Genomic DNA, 18249 nt, shown 5'->3' with positions numbered 1-18249 from the left:
AAGCCTGTTGCAGCATCGGCAACGATCAACGTCATATCTGCCAGTGATCGCCCGCTGGTGCGCCATTGGCCAGGCAGCGCCAGCCGCCTGCGGCTTGGCTGAGTTGCGCCGCCGCCTCCACCAGATGCTGGCGTGTACGGGTCTGGATCAACTCGCGTAATTGTTCAAGATAGTTCGCGCCATGCCCGGCCAACCTGGCCTGCCAGAGCAGCTCGGCGGCTTGGGATGTGGGCAGCGCCTGCGGCGAAAATTGCCGGGCCAGGGCCGCGTTGCCCAGCTCGTCGCTCCCATTGATCAAGGCCGGCAATTGCTTGATGAAGGCCTGGATGTGATCGAGCAGGTCCGCCAGCGCCACATCGGGCGACTGCACGCCAAACAACAGACCGGTTTGCCCGTTGAACTGTCGGATACCGCTGAATACGGCGTAGCCCACCTGCAATTCGCCCCGTAGACGCTGGTAGAACGGGGTCTGGGCCAAGTGAGCGAGCAATCGCCAGTCGGCCTCGTCGGCCAGGGATTGGCTCGGGGCCGGGCACAGCAGCAGCAAGGCGGCTTCGGTGGAAGCGGTGTCTAGCTGATGCCAGCGATACAGTCCATTGATGGGGTGAGCGATGCGTGGAGTCTCGGCACATTGTCCGGGCAGGCGTGCCGCCGCATGTTTGATCGCCGTTTCGCACGCAGCCGGCAGGCCCATGCCCAGGCCTTGCCACGTGGCAGTGGTCCATCTGTTGGGCAATGGATGGAGGTGCCCAGTGGAGGCAATGTCGGCAGCGCAGGCTGGCAATGCCTTGAGCAGTTCGCGGATGGCCATCTGTGGCGTCGGGCTGGCGGGCGCGTCTTGTTCAAGGTTGGCGTCGGCCTGGGTCAGTTCGCGAGCCAGTTGCTCGACGATAGCGGGCATGGGGTCATGCAGCCCGCTCATTTTCAGCAGCCAACAATTGCCTACAGCTTCGCAGGACATTTCCACGCCGGCCTGGCGGGCGTTAGTCTGCAAAGTTTGCAGGCTGTTACCTATGCCATGGGCGGTCGAATCCAGTTGCCAGCACAGGTAAAGGGCGCCCTCATCGTGATCGGCGGGCAACGCTTGGCTGAATGAAAGGCCTGGCAGTTCGCGCCGGCCACGGGAGCGATCCTGGGCGAAGGTGCGCAAGCCACGATGGGCGCTGGTCTGGCCGCGAATCAGTCCGGGGCGTGGTTCCAGGGTTTGCGGTCGCAAGAATGGGTTGCCCGGCGGCAACTGCCAGGCCTGTTGCGCAGGAGCCGATTGCAGCAGGTTCAGCAGGGTCTTGAGCGCTTGGCAATGCTGCTCTGACAACAGCGCTTCGCGGTTCTCACTGTCATGGCGGGCCAGGGCCAAGGCGCCACTGATCTGCTGTTGGCGGTTGATCAGCAGCGCGTACTCTTCGCGCAACGCAGTCCAATCGCTGTGGGCGAAAAAGCTCAACCAGTCGTTCAACAGGGCTTCGATTGCCAGGGACTGTTGTGAGCCCTGTGGCCCCAGGGTGAATTCGATATCCAGCAGCGCCTGCCCGGCGAACGAGTACAGCACACTGGCGTGCAGCGCGCTTGCCCAGCCCCGGGTTTTCAATTCGGCCAGCAGACCACCGGGTGCCGTGGCATTCAGCCAGGTGCAGAGGAAATCCAGGGCTTCGCGGGGCGCGTTACAGGCGATGAGGTGATGCAGGTGCTGGTTGTTGAGGTATTGATAGCGATATTTATCGCCGTCCATCAAGGCCGGTGGTGGCTGCTGCGGGCGTAGCGGGCCCGGGCGCAGGCACTCGCCAAAGCGCTCGGCCAAGGCTTGCAGTTCTTCCAGCGATTGCGGGCCGGCAAGGCTCAAGGTCAGCTGTCCTGCTTGATAGAAGTCTTGATAAAACCCCAGCAAGCCTTGTTGGAAATCCTCCTGTGGCACCGGCAGGCTATCGCGGTTGCCCGCATGAAAACCCCGCAGCGGATGCCCGGCAGCGAGGCCTTCAAGGATCGCGACTTGATGCTGTGCCTCGGCATCCTGGGACCAGGCGATAAACTCGGCCTGCAGCACTTCGCGCTCGCGTAGTTGATCGTCCATGGCCAGGCGCGGATGAGCGAGCATATCGGCCAGGCGCTGCAGTGCGCCGTCAAACACCGGGGCAGGTACTTCAAAAAAGAAGTCGGTGGTGCGCTCACGGGTGCTGGCGTTGACCTGCCCACCGTGGCGCTGCACGTAGGCCATCAAACCGTCCGGTGCAGGAAAAGCCTCGGTGCCAAGAAACAGCAGGTGTTCCAGAAAGTGCGCCAGCCCCGGCCAGGCCAACGGCACGTCATGGCTGCCCGCCGCTACCCGCAGGACAGCTGCACAGCGCTTGAGACGTGGGGCATGACACAGGGAAACCCGCAGGCCATTGGCCAGGGTCAGTTGCAGGTGATGAGGGTGGGCCGGCACAGGCATGAGCACTTCCAGAACGTAGGAAGTGCCTATGCTAGCGCAAAGCGCAGTGGTCAGTGTTTATGCAGCGCGGCATAGAGTTCGGGGCGACGGTCCGCCAGGTAGTGGTTGGCCGCTTGCGCGGCGTGTATCACCTGGCGGTCGAGGGTGGCGACGATCAGCGCCTCATCCAGCCCCGCCAGGGCGACGCGTTGCCCATCCGGCGCTGCGATGCTGCTTTGCCCGCAATAGTGGATCTGGTCTTCATGCCCGCAATAGTTGGCGTAGGCCACATAGCACTGGTTTTCAAAGGCCCGTGCGCGCACGGTGACGTCCGCGACGAAGTCGAAGGGCACCATGTTGGCCGTCGGTACCAGGATCAACTCGGCACCTGCCAGGGCCAGGCGTCGAGTGTTTTCCGGGAACTCCAGGTCGTAGCAGATGAGAAACCCCAGCTTCCAGCCGTTCAGCTCGACGACAGGGAACTCGTCACCACCGGGGCTGAACATCGAGTGATCGAGGTCGCCGAACAGGTGGGTCTTGCGGTAGTTGCACAGGCGCTGGCCATTGGCGTCGATCAGCTGCACGGCATTGTAGATCTGGCCGTCCTTGGCCCGTTCCGGATAGCCGTAGAGAATCGCCAGGCCCGTGTTGCGCGCCAGTTCGGCAATGGTCTGGGCCGACGGCCCGTCCTGCGCTTCGGCCAGGGCGCCGACTGCTTCAGCACCGATGTTGTAGCCGGTGAGGAACATCTCCGGCAGCACCAGCACGTCGGCATCGCATGCTTCATGCGCAACGCTGTGCAGACGCTTGAGATTGCCAGCGACATCCAGCGGCAATGGTGGGCATTGGTACAGGGCAACACGCATGGCTTGGCTCCTTATTCGGCCAGGGCGATAGGGCCGATCTCGTCGAACACATCCCCCGGCCCCGGGTTTTGTGGGTGGGTACTGCCACCGAAGTGGGTCATGATGCCCCAAACCGCGTTCAACGAGGTCTGCACTGCGCCTTCGACCCAGGCTGGGGTCCAGGACACATCGTCGCCGGCGATGAAAATCCCGCGCTGCTCGGCCGGCATATCCTTTTGCATGAAGTGCGCGTACATGCGCTGGTTGTAGCGGTAGTGGCCCGGCAACGCGCCCTTGAACGCGCCGAGGAAGTGCGGATCGGCTTCCCAGGAAACGGTGATCGGGTCGCCAATGATGCGCGCCTTGATATCGACTTTCGGGTAGATTTTTTTCAGCGCATCGAGGGCCAGCTTCACCCGTTTATCGATGGGCTGCGGGAGCATTTTCAGGGCGTCGCTCATCCACGAGTAAGACAGGCAAATAACCCCCGGCTTGTCGTCGCCATTGTCGAACAGGTAGGTGCCACGGGTCAGGCGATCAGTGAGGGTCATGCTCATCAGGTCGCGGCCGGTTTCCGGGTCCTTGTCCTTCCAGAAAGGCCGGTCGACCATGACAAAGGTTTTCGACGACTGCATATAGCGCGTGCGGTCCAGGGCCATCCACATTTTTTGCGAGAACAGGCTTTCGTCGCATTCGATCTGGGTGGTCAGCAGCCAGCTCTGGCAAGTGGTCAGCACAGCGGCGTATTCCCGGGTGTCGCCATAGTTGTCGGTTACCGCAAAACGCCCATCGGCGGCATGGGCAATGCGCTTGACCCCTGCCCGTGGCGCGCCGTGATGCAGGGAGCTGAGGCTGGTGCCGGCCGGCCAATGGGCGCATCGCTCTGGCACATGGCGCCAGATCCCCATGGGCACTTGCGCCACGCCACCGACCACCAGGTGTTGGTGATCGTCGCAGTTGGTCATCACTACGCGGAAGATTTCCAGCATCGAGTTGGGGAAGTCCGAGTCCCAGCCACCGGTGCCGAAACCTACTTGGCCAAACACTTCGCGGTGATGGAACGACAACTTGGCGAATGCCTTGGACGTGGCGACGAAGTCGTAGAACGTGCGGTCGTCCCACAGCGGCACCAGCTTGTTCCACAGCTCCTTGAGCCGTGGCACGTCACGGTCGCGAATCGCTTGCTGGATATCACCGAACTGCGAACCGGCCTCCAGGGCATCGGCCCAGGCGTCAGCCACTTCCTGGAATAGTGCAGGAAGGTCGGAGATTTTCTGTGCGTAGTGAGTCTGGCCTTCCAGGTCGATCACAGTGCTACCCGAGGCTGGTGTCAGCGGGTTGGGGAACGGCTTGGTTTCAAGGCCCAGCTTGTCCACATAGTGGTAGAACGCCGTCGATGACACCGGGAAGCGCATCCCGCCCAGCTCGGCGATGATGCCTTCGGCCCCTTCAAATGCCTGGGAGCGCAGGCGCCCGCCCATTTTCGAGGCTTCGTACACCACCGGCTTGAGGCCCAGCTTCATCAACTCGTAGGCGGCCACCAGGCCGGCGATACCCGCACCGACAATCGCCACTTCGGCGCCATGGTTGGCGGTGGGAATACTACCCAGCCCGGCGGGGTGTTCGATCCAGTCATCAAAGGCGAACGGAAAGTCCGGGCCAAAGATAGTGATGGGTTTTTTACCGTCTGCAGGGTGGCGATTGTTCTTGTAGGTGGCGTTCATGGCTGACCTTGCTGGCACTCGACGGGGCACGCCCCGTGAAGTATAGGAAAAGATGGCAGCCATTCTAGGGAGCGTAGCGCTCGTTAATAAGACGCAATGTGTCGTCGTATTGAATTGTTTTTAGTCGAAGTGACGAGATTGGTGGTCAGATTGGTTGGCCGCGATCCAATTTGTTACTGAGGATGATCGAGGTGGTGGTCTTTTCTACCCCGTCGACACTGCCGATCTGGTCCAGCAGTTGATCCAACTGCTCCGGCGAATCGGTACGCAGCCAGGCCACATAATCAAACTCACCACTGACCGCACACAACTGCTGAACCTGGGCCATGGCGCTGAGGCGACGCAGCACTTCCTTGCCGGAGCGCGCTTGCACGGTAATCCCCACATACGCCTGCAACCCACCATCCACCACACGCTGGCCAAGGCGCACGCCATAGCCGGTAATCACCTGGGTCTTTTCCAGGCGCGCCAGGCGCGAGGTCACGGTGGTGCGGGCAATCCCCAGCTGGCGAGCGAGCATGGCCACGCTTTCACGGGCATTGATCTGCAAGGCCGCAATCAACTGGCGGTCGATCTCATCGAGAACGGGAGGGCGGGGGGCGGACAAGATGGGCTCCGGCGTGGGTGGCAATGGGGGAGCATGTTACAGGCTCGTGTTCGCGGGTGGCGATTGCGGTGACCTTTCATGTGCGCTAGATCCGGACTGCCTAGGATCAGAATTAGGCCGCGCCCGCAGAGTTGGCGAGGCTGGCCAATGTGGCATTACACATTTGCGATGCACCTGGCCTGCGTGACAGCCGCCACCCATCATTTAGCAGTGATTTTGGCGGCATCTAACCTACGTTAGGCGTTACCAGTATGTTCAAAGTAACCCCCCAGTCCGCCGGCAAGGTCCAACGCTAAGATCATCGATCAACGCGCTGTTGATCGACTGTTGTCCCATCTGATTTTGGGGCAGAGACGGCACCGAGAAATCGTGCCAGGGCTTCAGTCCCCCTCCGTGAACCGCCGCCGCGTCAGGAAAAGTACCACGCCCAGCGGCACGGCCAGCAGTGCTAGCAGCTCCAGGTCAAAGCCCAGCACCTGCTGCTCACCCACCTTGAAGAGGCTGACCAAGCCCGTTGCCAGCAGCGCCAAACCCAGCCACTTGCGCAGCGGGTATGGTTTCAGAAACTGAACGAGAATCGCGCCCAGCACCAGAAGGACGACAGTTTGCATGATGTAGGGCATGTGCAGTTCCTCAGACCTTGATGACCAGCGTCACGACAGAGCGCTGTGGGCCAATCCCGCCATGGACCTCTCCCTCGATGCTGACCAGCACGTCACCTGCATGCAGGGTCGGCAGGGCTCCTTTGAGGTACCAGTTGACACCTGTCGTCACGACTGCACCTGAAGCCCAGCCAATGAGCGGCCCGCCCAACGCACCTACCCTCCCGGCAACACCACCTGAGGCCGCAGCAATTCCCTTGGCGACGTTGCCACGCATAGTGTTGATAGCATCGGCCTGCTGACGGGTGAGGGGATTGGAAATGCAGACTGTCAGCAGGCATGGCAGGTTTCGAGCCTGCATTCGGTCGTACATATCGACGACCATGCTGTTGACTTGGTAATGGGCGCGTTTCGCTTCGCCAAAGTGCAGCTCGCGCAGGCGACCTCGGTCGCTTTCCATGAGGGTGATTTGAGACAGATTGAAGACGATCCCCTCCTCGGACCTGTACTGCGTGGTCTTCTCGAACTTCATGCGCGTATCCATTCGTGCAAAAAGACGACGATTTTCTACAAGCGGTGACTAAGATGCAAACAGTCTTTGATGTGAGGCCCCGGGGAATTTGACGTCTGCATGGGTCTCATCGCCAGCAAGCCAACTCCCCGATAACAACACATCGAGTGCGTCGGTTTTGGAGACGTTAGGCCGAGGCGCCTCCGTGTATCTGCGGTGGTCCATCCAGAAACACGAAAGCCGCGCAATGCGCGGCTTTGAGTATGGTGGGCCCAGTAGGACTCGAACCTACGACCAAGGGATTATGAGTCCCCTGCTCTAACCAACTGAGCTATAGGCCCTCAGTAGGTCGCGGATTATAACGATGGTTTCTCCACTGTGCTATCCGAAAAATCTGAATGGGTCATGTGAAGGAAGGTCGCGGCGAAGATGTCGGCGGGTAGGGGCAGGCTGACGATGTAGCCTTGCATTTGTTCGCAGCCCTCGTCGGCGAGGAAGGCTTGCTGGGCGGGGGTTTCGACGCCTTCGGCGATGATGGTGAATTGCATGCTGTGGCCCAGGGCGATGATGGCGCGCACGATGGCGGCATCGTGGGGGTCGTCTGGCAGGCCGCGGACGAAGGACTGGTCGATTTTCAGGAAGTCCAGGGGCAGGCGCTTGAGGTAACTCAAGGACGAGTAGCCGGTGCCAAAGTCGTCGATGGCCAGTTGGACGCCCAGGCGCTTGAGTTTATGCAGCACTTCAAGGGCCTCTTCGGCCTGGCTCATGATGAAGTTTTCGGTGATCTCCAGTTGCAGGCAGTCCGGCTCCAGGCGGTTGTCCCGCAGCAGTTGCTCGATGCGCCCCAGCAGGTTGGGGTGGCGCAGTTGGGCACCGGCAAGGTTGACGGAGAGCGGGCCAAAGTCGTCATAGGTTTTGCGCCACAGGTGCAGTTGGCGGCAAGCCTGTTCCAGGACCCAGTCGCCGATTTGCAGGATCATGCCGTTCTCTTCGGCCAGGGCAATGAAGTGCTCAGGTGGCACGTCGCCAAAGGTGGGGTGGCGCCAGCGGATCAGGGCTTCGGCGCCGATCAGTTGCTGGGTCTCCAGGCTCAGCTTTGGCTGGTAATACAGAAACAGTTCGTCGCGCTCTATGGCGCGGCGCAGTTCGTGTTCGAGGGCAACGCGCTCGTTGGCCTGGGCGGTGAGGTCCTGGGTGTAACGTTCGACCCGATTGCGGCCCTTGGCTTTGGAACGGTACATGGCGGCATCGGCGTTTTTGACCAGGGTGGCGACGTCGATGCCGTCCTGCGGGTAGAGGCTGGTGCCGATGCTGGCGCTGATAAAAAACTCGTGCTCGCCCGCCTGAAAGGGCAGGGTGAAGCAGGCCAGCAGCTTATTGGCCAGGTGCTGCGCGTCGCTGGCTTGTTGCAGGCCGGGCAGCAGGATGATGAATTCGTCACCGCCCAGGCGGGCCACGGTGTCGATGTCGCGCAGTTGCTCCTTGAGGCGCACCGCGATGTCCTTGAGCAGCAGGTCGCCAATCGGGTGGCCGAGGCTGTCGTTGATGTGTTTGAAACGGTCGAGGTCGAGAAACAGCACCGCACCCTGGCTGCCGGTTTCCTGTTGGCTGGTGAGGGCGGTCTGCAGGCGGCTCTCAAACAGGGTGCGATTGGGCAGCCCGGTAAGCGGATCGTGATGCGCCTGGTAGTCGAGCCGCGCCTGGGCGTGCTTGAGGCTGGAGATGTCGGCAAATACCGCCACGAAGTGGGTGATTGACTGCTCGTGGTTGCGCACGGCACTGATGGTCAGCCAACTGGGGTACAACTCGCCGTTCTTGCGTCGGTTGGAGATCTCGCCTTGCCAATGGCCGTTGGCGGTCAGTTGATGCCACATGGCCGCGTAGAACGCGCTGTCATGCAGGCCGGAGGCCAGCAGGCGCGGGGTGTGGCCGAGGGCTTCGGCTTCGCTGTAGCCGGTGATTTCGCTGAAGGCACGGTTGACGGCGCTGATGTTTTGCCCGGTATCGGTGATCAGTACGCCTTCGGCTGTGCTTTCAAAAACCGTCGCGGCCTGTTGCAGTTTTTCCTGCATCAACTGGCGTTCGGTAATGTCGCGGGCGATGGTCAGCATACAGTCGTCATCCCCGATCGGCAGTGGACGACTGGACACTTCGCACAGGCGAATCTGGCCGTCACTGCGTCGGATATGACAGACAAAATCACGCACCAGACCGTCGCGGTGCAGCAGGTCGAGCATGTGTCTGCGTTCGTTCAAGTCCACCCAGATGCCCAGGTCCAGGGTCGACTGGTCCAGGGACATTGCACTGTTGAAACCGGTGATGCGGCTGAAGCCTTCGTTGACCTCCAGCAGTAGGCCATCATGCTGGCGTGTCAGCAGCAAGCCGTCGGGCGAGGCATGGAAGGCCTTGGCGAACTTTTCTTCGGAAGTCTGCAGTAGTTGCTGGGTTTCCTTCAGTTGGGTGATGTCCCGCACCACCACGACAAGCGCTTCGGTTGCATCGAGTTGGAAGGGTTCGGCGGAGATCAGCCCGGTAAACGCCTGGCCATTACTGCGCAGGAACGGCATCTCCAGGTTGCGGATGCTGGTGGTCTGCACGCGCTTGAGCAGGTTGGGGCCTACGCCCTGGATGCCCCAGATGTTCAGCTCGGTGGCGGTCTTGCCGATGACGTCTGCAGCACTCAGGCCTATCTGGTCCTCGAATGCCTTGTTGACCTCCAGCAGGCAACCATCGGACAGGCGAGCGATCACCAGTATGTCCGGGCATTGCTGGAACACCGAGGCGAACTTCTCCTCTGAGAGCTGCAATGCTTCCTCGGTGCGCTTGGCCTCGCTGATATCGATCATCAGGCCTCGCATGACGGGCTCATGCCCATGCTTGATCAGGCTGACAATGTCCCTGACCCATAGGCAACGGCCGTCGGCGGTGATTACCCGGTAATCGATGCTGTGGTCGCGGTTGGCGCGGGTTTCCCGTTGGCAGAAGGTGTCGGCGCGGGTCAGGTCGGCGGGGTGGATGATATTGCGCCAGAAGCCTGGGATCAGCCAGTGCGCCCTTGGATAACCCAGCAGTTCCTCGGCGTGGGGCGACACATAGCTGTAGGTGAAGTCATGGATGTCAGCTTCCCAGGCGATGGCTGACAGGCTTTCTACCAGCCCGCGGTAATGGTATTCGCTGCTGCGCAACTCCTGTTCCAAGGCCACCCTGCGGGAAATCTCCGAACTGAGCCGACGATTGATCCGAATCACGATGGCCAGCACGGTACTCAACAGCAGCACCGCAGGCAGGCCGTAGAGCAGCAAGTCAGTCCAGAAGGCGCGGTGATCGATGACATTGCCGACCCAGTGTTCCTGGATCTCGTCAATTTCCCGGGGGCTGAGGTCGGCGAGGACTTTATCCAGGATGCCAATCAGCATTTTGTTTTCGCGGGGCACGCCCATGGCCAGTTGATAGCGATAAGGCGTTTCGCCACTGACATATAAACCATCGAGCTTGAGTTGGCGCAGGCTCCAGACACTGGAGGCCAGGTCCCCGACGACGGCGTCCACCTCATCGGTAGCCAGGGCCTGTAACGTCGAGCTGACGTTGGGCATCGCCACCAGGTTCAAGTCGGGGTGGTGGGTGCGCAGCAACTCGTGGGGGGCATAGTTCTCCACCACGGCAATCTTCAACCCATACAGGTCCTTGAGGGAGCGGGGTTGGGCGCCGCCTTCGTGGGCAAGGATGACTATCGGGAAGTCGAGATAAGGCCGGGAAAATGCCAGGAAACCCTGGCGCTCCGGGGTGGACATAATGCCCGGCAAGAGGTCGAGCTGGTTGTTCCTGGCCTGCTCCAGCAGTGCGCTCCAGTTGGCGGGCTCGATCAACTTGACCTTGATACCCAGGCGATCCTGGATCAGTCGAACATAGTCAGCCGCCAGGCCCTGGTAGCGGCCTTCTTCATCGCGATATTCAAATGGCGGCCACGACGCATCAACGCCCAGGCGCAACTCCGGGTGGTCCGCCAACCAGCCATGCTCTTCATCAGTGAGAGTCAACGCGCCAGCCGTTGCGGTCCAGGTCAGCAGCGACAGCAGTAGCACGGTCGGCAGTCTGGGCATAACGGTCTCGTTATGGCACGGGGAATATTTCGAGTGTAGACGGGCATTGCGAGGGGAGGTAAAGCGGGGGGAGATTTAATCTGCACAAAGCAAAACCCCCAGGCCTGGGCCTGGGGGTTTTGTGATCACTCGTCGAGGAAGGAGCGTAAATGCTCGCTTCTCGTCGGGTGGCGCAACTTGCGCAGCGCCTTGGCTTCGATCTGACGGATCCGCTCGCGGGTCACGTCAAACTGCTTACCGACTTCCTCAAGGGTGTGGTCGGTATTCATGTCGATGCCGAAACGCATGCGCAGTACCTTGGCTTCACGGGCAGTGAGGCCGGACAGTACGTCGCGTGTCGCTTCTTTGAGGCTCTCAACGGTGGCGACATCGATTGGCGACTGCATGGTCGAGTCTTCGATGAAGTCACCCAGATGGGAGTCTTCGTCATCACCAATCGGGGTTTCCATGGAGATCGGCTCTTTAGCGATCTTCAATACCTTGCGGATTTTATCCTCAGGCATTTCCATGCGTTCACCCAGCTCTTCCGGGGTCGGTTCGCGACCCATTTCCTGCAACATCTGCCGGGAAATACGGTTGAGCTTGTTGATGGTCTCGATCATGTGCACCGGAATACGGATGGTGCGGGCCTGGTCGGCGATCGAGCGAGTGATCGCCTGACGGATCCACCAGGTGGCATAAGTCGAGAACTTGTAGCCGCGACGGTATTCGAACTTGTCCACAGCCTTCATCAAGCCGATGTTGCCTTCCTGGATCAGGTCGAGGAATTGCAAGCCACGGTTGGTGTACTTCTTGGCGATGGAGATCACCAGACGCAAGTTCGCTTCAACCATCTCTTTCTTCGCGCGACGGGCCTTGGCCTCGCCGATCGACATGCGACGGTTGATGTCCTTGATCTCGGCAATCGTCAGACCGGTTTCGGTCTGCAATGCAGTCAGCTTCTGCTGGCAACGAACGATGTCGGCCTGGAAGCGACCAATGGCTTCAGCGTATTTGCTTTTGCCCTTGGCCAGTGCGTCGGTCCAGCTTTCGTCAACTTCATTGCCTGGGAACTGGCGCAGGAAGTCGGTACGCGGCATGCGCGCATCACGGACACAGAGCTGCATGATCGCACGCTCTTGTGCACGCAGACGCTCAAGGGCGCTACGAACCCGCTCAACCAGGCCTTCGAATTGCTTCGGCACCAGTTTGATCGGCATGAACAGCTCAGCCAGGGCCAGCAGCTCGGCGGTTGCCTGCTTGCTGCCACGACCGTGCTTCTTCAGGGCCTTGCGCGCCAGTTCCATCTGATCGGAGACCGCGCCAAAGCGCTGGGCTGCGATGATCGGATCCGGGCCGCTTTCGACTTCTTCTTCGTCGTCGGTGCTGGCTTCAGCCTCGTCGTCGTCGGTTTCGTCGTCCGCTTTCACGGCCTTCGGGTCGACAGGCGGCGGTATTTCGGCGGCAGGCGGCGTAATGCCGTCGTCCGGGTCGATATAACCGCTCAGGACGTCGGACAGGCGGCCACCTTCGGTGGTAACGCGGGTGTACTCGGAGAGAATGTGGTCAACCGTGCCGGGGAAGTGCGCAATTGCGCCCATCACTTCGCGGATGCCCTCTTCGATACGCTTGGCGATTTCGATTTCGCCTTCGCGTGTCAGCAGCTCAACCGTACCCATTTCACGCATATACATGCGCACAGGGTCGGTGGTGCGACCGATATCGGTCTCCACTGCAGCCAGCGCGGCAGCAGCTTCTTCAGCGGCGGCCTCGTCGGTATCGGCGTCCGCCAGCATAAGAGAATCCTTATCTGGCGCAGCTTCGAATACGTTGATCCCCATGTCGTTAATCATGCGGATGATGTCTTCCACCTGTTCCGGATCTGAAATATCCTCCGGCAGGTGGTCGTTGACCTCCGCGTAAGTCAGGTAACCCTGCTCACGACCAAGGACGATCAACTCTTTGATACGAGACTGCTGTTGCGCTTTTCCGGACATAACACCCTATCCACTGAAGGTCTTGGCGGGCAAAAAACAAGCCGAGGATTATACCCGAGCTATGACCTCACACGCCAGCTGAGGTCGGGTTTGATGCGGAAACATTCTGTTTTAAGAGGTCGCGCATCTGCTTTGCTATCTGAATTTGCTCTTCAGCCGACAATCCTGGCTGCCTTGCTTTCTTGATAAGTTCATCGAGGGTCTGCGTGTGCTGACCCGCGGATAACCTAGTAATGGTGTCTAAAAACTGTTGTTCAAGGTTATCGCCGTCAATTAACCACTCCTTTTCTGCGAGTGCTTTCAACAAGCGTCCTTGCTCCGTGCCATGCCAGCGGGCCATCAGCTGGATTGAGTTTAGCTTAGGATTTTTCTGCACGGCTTCGATCAGGGCAATCAGCACCTGGGCGTAGGTGTTGCTTTCGTTGGCAAAATGTTCGGCGCTTTCCACTCGGCCCGCCAGTTGCGGGTGGTGGATAAGGGTGCGCAGGGCAATCAGCGTCGGCGCTTCTACGGCCACCGGCGTGCGCGGGGCGTACGGTTCGTCGCGGTCGCCGCGCTTGCCGTTTTTGTTCCAGGGCTTCTTGTCCCATTTCTTGCCGCCGGCGCCGGGTTTTTTCGGTGTCCAGTCCTGTTGCGGCACAAAGGCTTCTTGAGGCTGGTGAAAATCCCCATAGTCCGGCATGGCGTCGTAGTCGAAGCCCGGGTCGTAGGCCGGTGGCGCATCCTGGGGTGCGCTGTGCACCAGCTGGCTCACCGCCTCGCCGCTCAGCCCGGTGATTTCCAGCAAGCGCTGGCGCATCAGGGCCTTGAGGTTGGCGCCGGGAACCTTGTCGATCAGCGGTGCCGCGAGGGTGGCCATGTGGGCCTTGCCTTCGAGGGAGCGCGGGTCGGCTTCTTCGGTCAATTGCTGGAAGAAATAATCGGCCAGCGGCTGCGCGTGCTGATGAATGCGCGCGCGAAACGCATCGGTACCTTCGGAGCGCACCAGGGTGTCCGGGTCTTCACCTTCGGGCAGGAACAGAAAGCGCGCGCGGCGCCCGTCCTGCAGGCTCGACAGGGTCGCTTCGAGGGCGCGCCAGGCGGCATTGCGGCCGGCCTGGTCACCGTCGAAGCAGAACAGCACGCTGGGCACCACGCGAAACAGGCGTTTCATGTGTTCTTCGCTGGTGGCGGTGCCGAGGGTAGCCACGGCATTGCGCAAGCCCTGCTGGGCCAGGGCGATAACGTCCATATAGCCTTCAACCACGATGATTTCATCGAGGTTGCGGTTGTTCTTGCGCGCTTCGAACAGGCCGTAGAGTTCCTGGCCCTTGTGAAACACCGGGGTTTCCGGGGAGTTCAGGTATTTGGGCTTGTCGTCGCCCAATACCCGGCCGCCGAAGGCGATGATGCGGCCACGGCTGTCGCGGATCGGGAACATCACTCGGTCGCGGAAGCGGTCATAGCGCTTGCCGGTCTCGGCATTTTCCACCAGCAAGCCAGCGTCGATCATGGCTTTTTGCTGCAGGGTATCGCTGCTCAGGTGCTTGTACAGGTTGTCCCAACCCGGCGGGGCGAAGCCCAGGCCGAAGTCGCGGGCGATTTCCCCGGTCAGGCCGCGGCCCTTGAGGTAATCCACGGCGGCTTTGCGCTGTGGGTGGCTTTTAAGGGCCTGGCGGTAGAACTCGGCGGCGGCGGTGAGCAGCGGATACAGCGGCGAATCGGTGGGCTGGCGTGGTTTGTGCGGCCGGCCACTTTCTTCGCGGGGGATTTCCATGCCGGCGGCTTTTGCCAGTTCCTCGACGGCCTGGGGGAAGTCCAGGTTGTCATGGTCCATGATAAAGCCGAGGGCATTGCCGCCCGCGCCGCAACCGAAACAGTAGTAGAACTGCTTGTCGGGGCTGACGCTGAACGATGGAGTCTTTTCTTTGTGGAACGGGCAGCAGGCGGTGTAGTTCTTGCCGGCCTTTTTCATTTGCACGCGCGAGCTGACAACATCGACGATGTCGGTGCGGTTCAGAAGGTCGTCAATAAAGCTCTGGGGAATTAGCCCGGCCATGGCGTTCTCGTCATCACTGCGTGTAAATGAGGGCCCGTGACGCACTCAAGTCGCGCATGTCGGCGGCTTGATCATCGATTGTCTGTTTGGGCTGTCAGGAAGTCTATCTGTCGAGCGTTCACTGACGTTAGTTCCAATCAGTCTTCGACGTATCTGAAAGTGTTGCCCTGGAGTCCGGTCACGGCCAATGGCGGCCTCGGAAGCTCATCGTGGGGCACAGCCGACCTATTGATCGCCTGTTTGGAAAATAAGTGTGCTCGTCAGTAGCCTTGTTAGGCTCGTCAGAAGAGACGTGCACCGCTGGCAAAAGAGCCAGTCCTGACGTTTGAAACAGTGAAGCTTTGTCTCGGTCGCATGTGCGGCGTCGACGGTGAAGCATCAAGCGATATCCGCAAATGCCAACAGCCCGGCTGAGGGCCGGGCTTGGCAGAAGCTTGCTACGAACGTCTGTGTATTAGTACAGACGAACGGCGCGGCGCTGTTCGCGCTGAACTTTCTTGGCGTGACGCTTAACAGCGGCTGCTGCTTTACGCTTACGCTCAGAAGTTGGCTTCTCATAAAATTCGCGGCTACGAACTTCAGCCAGAACACCGGCTTTTTCGCAGGAGCGCTTGAAACGACGCAGAGCTACGTCGAAGGGTTCGTTCTCTTTTACTTTGACGGCTGGCATCCAGAGCTACCTTCTTTCATTACCGGGAATCAACGTTCTCGTCGCAAAAAATTCGCGGCTGAGGTCGTCGGTTTTTAAGGGTTGCGGATGTTAACCCCTCATTGCCCGGAATGCAAAGCCTCTGATCGAAAACCGCTAGTCGGGAGGGGGCATGGCGACTATTATGCGCGCCTTCGAATTCAGCCTCTACAAGGCGCAAACCCATGTTAGTACTGGGCTTAGAAACCTCCTGCGACGAGACCGGCGTCGCGCTTTACGACAGTGAACGCGGGCTTTTGGCCGATGCACTGTTCAGTCAGATAGACCTGCATCGCGCCTATGGTGGCGTGGTGCCGGAGCTGGCCAGCCGTGATCACGTCAAACGCATGTTGCCATTGATCCGCCAGGTGTTGGACGAGGCCGATTGTGTCGCGACCGAGATCGATGCCATTGCCTACACCGCTGGCCCAGGATTGGTCGGGGCCCTGCTGGTTGGGGCTTCCTGCGCCCAGGCGCTGGCATTTGCCTGGGGTATTCCAGCCCTTGGCGTGCACCACATGGAAGGCCATTTACTGGCGCCCATGCTGGAAGAAAACCCGCCCGAGTTCCCGTTCGTCGCTTTGTTGGTTTCGGGCGGCCATACGCAGCTGGTTCAGGTCGATGCAATCGGTCAGTACACGCTTCTGGGGGAAACCCTGGACGATGCCGCCGGTGAAGCGTTCGACAAGACCGCCAAGATGATGGGCCTCAATTACCCCGGTGGTCCGGAAATTGCGCGCCTGGCGCAAAAAGGTGTGGCTGGGCGCTATACCTTCCCCCGCCCCATGTGTGATCGCCCAGGCTTGATGTTCAGCTTCAGTGGCTTGAAAACCTCGGCCTTGAACACTTGGCAGCAAAGCGTCAGCGCCGGGGACGACAGTGAGCAAGCCCGTTGCGACATCTCTCTGGCGTTCCAGCAGGCGGTGGTGGAGACTTTGACCATCAAGTGCAAGCGCGCCTTGAAGCAGGCCGGGATGAAGCGCCTGGTGATTGCGGGCGGCGTCAGCGCCAACAAGGCCTTGCGTCTGTCCCTGGAGAAAATGCTCGGCGACATGAAGGGCAATGTGTTTTACGCGCGCCCCGAGTTCTGTACCGATAACGGCGCGATGATTGCTTTTGCCGGGTGCCAGCGCTTGCAGGCAGGCCAGCACGAGAGCCTGGCCATCAGCGTGCAGGCGCGCTGGCCGATGGAGCAGTTGCCGCCCTTGTGAGCAGACGAACATGAGCCGGGCTCACCGGGCATATTTAAAAATGCCGTTCGCGCCCGGCAAACAGGTCGCGTAAATTGCCGCGATGGCGCCAGACGATCAGCAGGGTGAGCACGCTCATCGGCAGCAGCGCTGCCGGCTCCTGCCAGGCCAGTAGTGGCAGGGTCAGGGGGGTGGCGATCAACGCTGCGAGGGAGCTGGTGCGGGTCAGGTAGAACGTCAGCAACCAGGCGGCAATGGCCAGCAACGCCGCTGGCGGGTAGATTCCCAGCAGCATGCCGGCCGCCGTCGCGACGCCCTTGCCGCCGCGAAAGCGAAAGTACAGTGGGAACAGATGGCCGAGCACGGCGCATACGCCAATCCAGGCCTGTTGTTGCAGGGAGAGGCCAGCCAGATCGGCTATCAGTACCGGCAGCAGGCCTTTGCAGACGTCGCCGAACAAGGTCAGCACGGCGAGTTTTTTGCCGGCCAGGCGCAACATATTGGTGGCGCCGGCGTTGCCTGAGCCACTCATTCGCGGGTCGGGATTTCCCGTCAGGCGGCTGAGCAAGATGGCAAAGGACAGCGAGCCGAGCAGGTAGGCGAGGGTCGCCAGCAACCAAGACATGCTAACTATTCCGGGCGAGGACGCCTTGATTCTAACGGGGCATTGCGCCCTTGTCGTGCTGTGGAGAAGAGTGCTTGGACAGAGTGTTTATCGAAGGCCTGGAAGTCGACACCGTGATCGGGGCCTACGACTGGGAGCGAGGTATCCGTCAGTGCCTGCGCCTGGACCTGAGTTTCGCCTGGGACAATCGCCCCGCCGCGGCCGGTGATGACCTGACCCTGGCGCTCGATTACGCCAGTGTTTCCGCACGTATCCAGGCCTTCGCCGCGCAGGCGCAATTCCAACTGGTGGAAACGTTTGCCGAGCGCCTGGCGCAAGTCCTGATGGAAGAATTCCAGATTCCCTGGCTGCACCTCAAGTTGACCAAGCCCGGTGCCGTCCCGGCCGCCAAGGGCGTGGGCGTGGAGATCGAGCGCGGATGTCGCTAACTCAGGTTTACCTTGGTCTTGGCAGCAATATCGAGCGCGAGTCCCATCTGTGTGCGGGCCTCGACGCGTTGGCGGGCTTTTTGACGGACTTGCGCTGTTCGGCGGTGTTCGAAAGCCAGCCAGTGGGAATCAAGAGCGGGCCGTTTTTCAACCTGGTGGTGTCGGCATATACCGATTTGCCCTTGATGGAACTGGATCGCCGCTTGAAGTTCATCGAGGCCGACAATGGTCGCTATGCGCCGGATCGCAAGGGTCTGCCTTTGGATATCGATGTGCTGCTGTATGGCGACCTGAGCGGTAACTTCGATGGATTGGTGTTGCCGCGGGCAGAAATCCTGAAGAATGCCTTTGTGTTGTGGCCGCTGTCGTTGATGGCGCCAGAGCGCGTGCATCCGGAGGTGGGCAAAACGTTCGCCGCGTTGTGGCGCGACGCGCAGATCGATCAGGTGCTGGCCCCTGTTGCCTTCAAGTGGCGCGACCAGCAGCTCACCCAGGGCCTGTAGGGGGC

At 60.5% G+C, this 18249-nt stretch carries 14 protein-coding genes and 1 tRNA gene; 3 read left to right on the top strand and 12 right to left on the bottom strand.

Features of this window, described 5'->3' with window-relative positions; translation table 11 throughout:
- Nucleotides 1-31: 31 nt before the first annotated feature.
- From pqqF to rpsU, 11 genes are all read right to left on the bottom strand, one after another.
- Nucleotides 32-2428, bottom strand: a complete 2397-nt coding sequence (pqqF, locus tag HKK57_RS06575) for a pyrroloquinoline quinone biosynthesis protein PqqF (RefSeq protein ID WP_169389951.1) — start codon at nt 2426-2428, stop codon at nt 32-34.
- 50 nt (nt 2429-2478) lie between these two features.
- The gene (locus tag HKK57_RS06570) at nt 2479-3273 is read right to left on the bottom strand and encodes a carbon-nitrogen hydrolase family protein (RefSeq protein ID WP_169389950.1); all 795 of its coding nucleotides are present in this window, start codon (nt 3271-3273) and stop codon (nt 2479-2481) included.
- An 11-nt stretch (nt 3274-3284) separates the two neighbouring features.
- Nucleotides 3285-4976: a flavin monoamine oxidase family protein gene (locus HKK57_RS06565; protein WP_169389949.1), complete on the bottom strand. Its 1692-nt coding sequence runs from the start codon at nt 4974-4976 to the stop codon at nt 3285-3287.
- A gap of 145 nt (nt 4977-5121) precedes the next feature.
- Nucleotides 5122-5583: an Lrp/AsnC family transcriptional regulator gene (locus tag HKK57_RS06560; RefSeq protein WP_029296872.1), complete on the bottom strand. Its 462-nt coding sequence runs from the start codon at nt 5581-5583 to the stop codon at nt 5122-5124.
- A gap of 380 nt (nt 5584-5963) precedes the next feature.
- Nucleotides 5964-6206, bottom strand: a complete 243-nt coding sequence (locus HKK57_RS06555) for a hypothetical protein (protein ID WP_070994508.1) — start codon at nt 6204-6206, stop codon at nt 5964-5966.
- A gap of 10 nt (nt 6207-6216) precedes the next feature.
- Nucleotides 6217-6717: a hypothetical protein gene (locus HKK57_RS06550; protein ID WP_070994509.1), complete on the bottom strand. Its 501-nt coding sequence runs from the start codon at nt 6715-6717 to the stop codon at nt 6217-6219.
- A gap of 243 nt (nt 6718-6960) precedes the next feature.
- Nucleotides 6961-7037 (bottom strand) — tRNA-Ile (locus tag HKK57_RS06545).
- 15 nt (nt 7038-7052) lie between these two features.
- Entirely contained in the window at nt 7053-10796 is a 3744-nt protein-coding gene (locus tag HKK57_RS06540) for a bifunctional diguanylate cyclase/phosphodiesterase (protein WP_070994510.1), read from the bottom strand.
- Nucleotides 10797-10921: 125 nt separating this feature from the next.
- Nucleotides 10922-12772, bottom strand: coding sequence for an RNA polymerase sigma factor RpoD (rpoD, locus tag HKK57_RS06535; RefSeq protein ID WP_029296867.1), 1851 nt, complete (start codon nt 12770-12772; stop codon nt 10922-10924).
- A gap of 67 nt (nt 12773-12839) precedes the next feature.
- On the bottom strand, nt 12840-14810 hold the full coding sequence (gene dnaG / locus HKK57_RS06530) for a DNA primase (protein ID WP_029296866.1): 1971 nt from the start codon (nt 14808-14810) through the stop codon (nt 12840-12842).
- A 454-nt stretch (nt 14811-15264) separates the two neighbouring features.
- Entirely contained in the window at nt 15265-15480 is a 216-nt protein-coding gene (gene rpsU, locus HKK57_RS06525; protein ID WP_002551877.1) for a 30S ribosomal protein S21, read from the bottom strand.
- Between the two features lie 203 nt (nt 15481-15683).
- Here rpsU and tsaD point away from each other — a divergent pair, with 203 nt between their 5' ends.
- On the top strand, nt 15684-16709 hold the full coding sequence (gene tsaD, locus HKK57_RS06520) for a tRNA (adenosine(37)-N6)-threonylcarbamoyltransferase complex transferase subunit TsaD (RefSeq protein ID WP_029296833.1): 1026 nt from the start codon (nt 15684-15686) through the stop codon (nt 16707-16709).
- Nucleotides 16710-16743: 34 nt separating this feature from the next.
- Here the strand turns inward: tsaD and plsY are convergent, their stop codons facing one another.
- Nucleotides 16744-17313 carry a glycerol-3-phosphate 1-O-acyltransferase PlsY gene (plsY, locus tag HKK57_RS06515; RefSeq protein ID WP_029296831.1) on the bottom strand — a complete coding sequence of 190 codons (570 nt, stop codon included), beginning with the start codon at nt 17311-17313 and terminating at the stop codon, nt 16744-16746.
- A gap of 74 nt (nt 17314-17387) precedes the next feature.
- Here plsY and folB point away from each other — a divergent pair, with 74 nt between their 5' ends.
- Nucleotides 17388-17741 carry a dihydroneopterin aldolase gene (gene folB, locus HKK57_RS06510; RefSeq protein WP_092230882.1) on the top strand — a complete coding sequence of 118 codons (354 nt, stop codon included), beginning with the start codon at nt 17388-17390 and terminating at the stop codon, nt 17739-17741.
- Nucleotides 17732-18244 (top strand): 2-amino-4-hydroxy-6-hydroxymethyldihydropteridine diphosphokinase, encoded by a 513-nt coding sequence (gene folK / locus HKK57_RS06505; RefSeq protein WP_070994512.1) that lies wholly within the window; start codon nt 17732-17734, stop codon nt 18242-18244. The genes folB and folK overlap by 10 nt, the downstream gene beginning before the upstream one ends.
- Nucleotides 18245-18249: the final 5 nt, after the last annotated feature.

The organism is Pseudomonas sp. ADAK21 (assembly GCF_012935735.1).
GTDB classification, from domain to species: Bacteria; Pseudomonadota; Gammaproteobacteria; order Pseudomonadales; family Pseudomonadaceae; genus Aquipseudomonas; species Aquipseudomonas proteolytica.
This window is presented reverse-complemented; position numbering and strand designations above follow the sequence as displayed.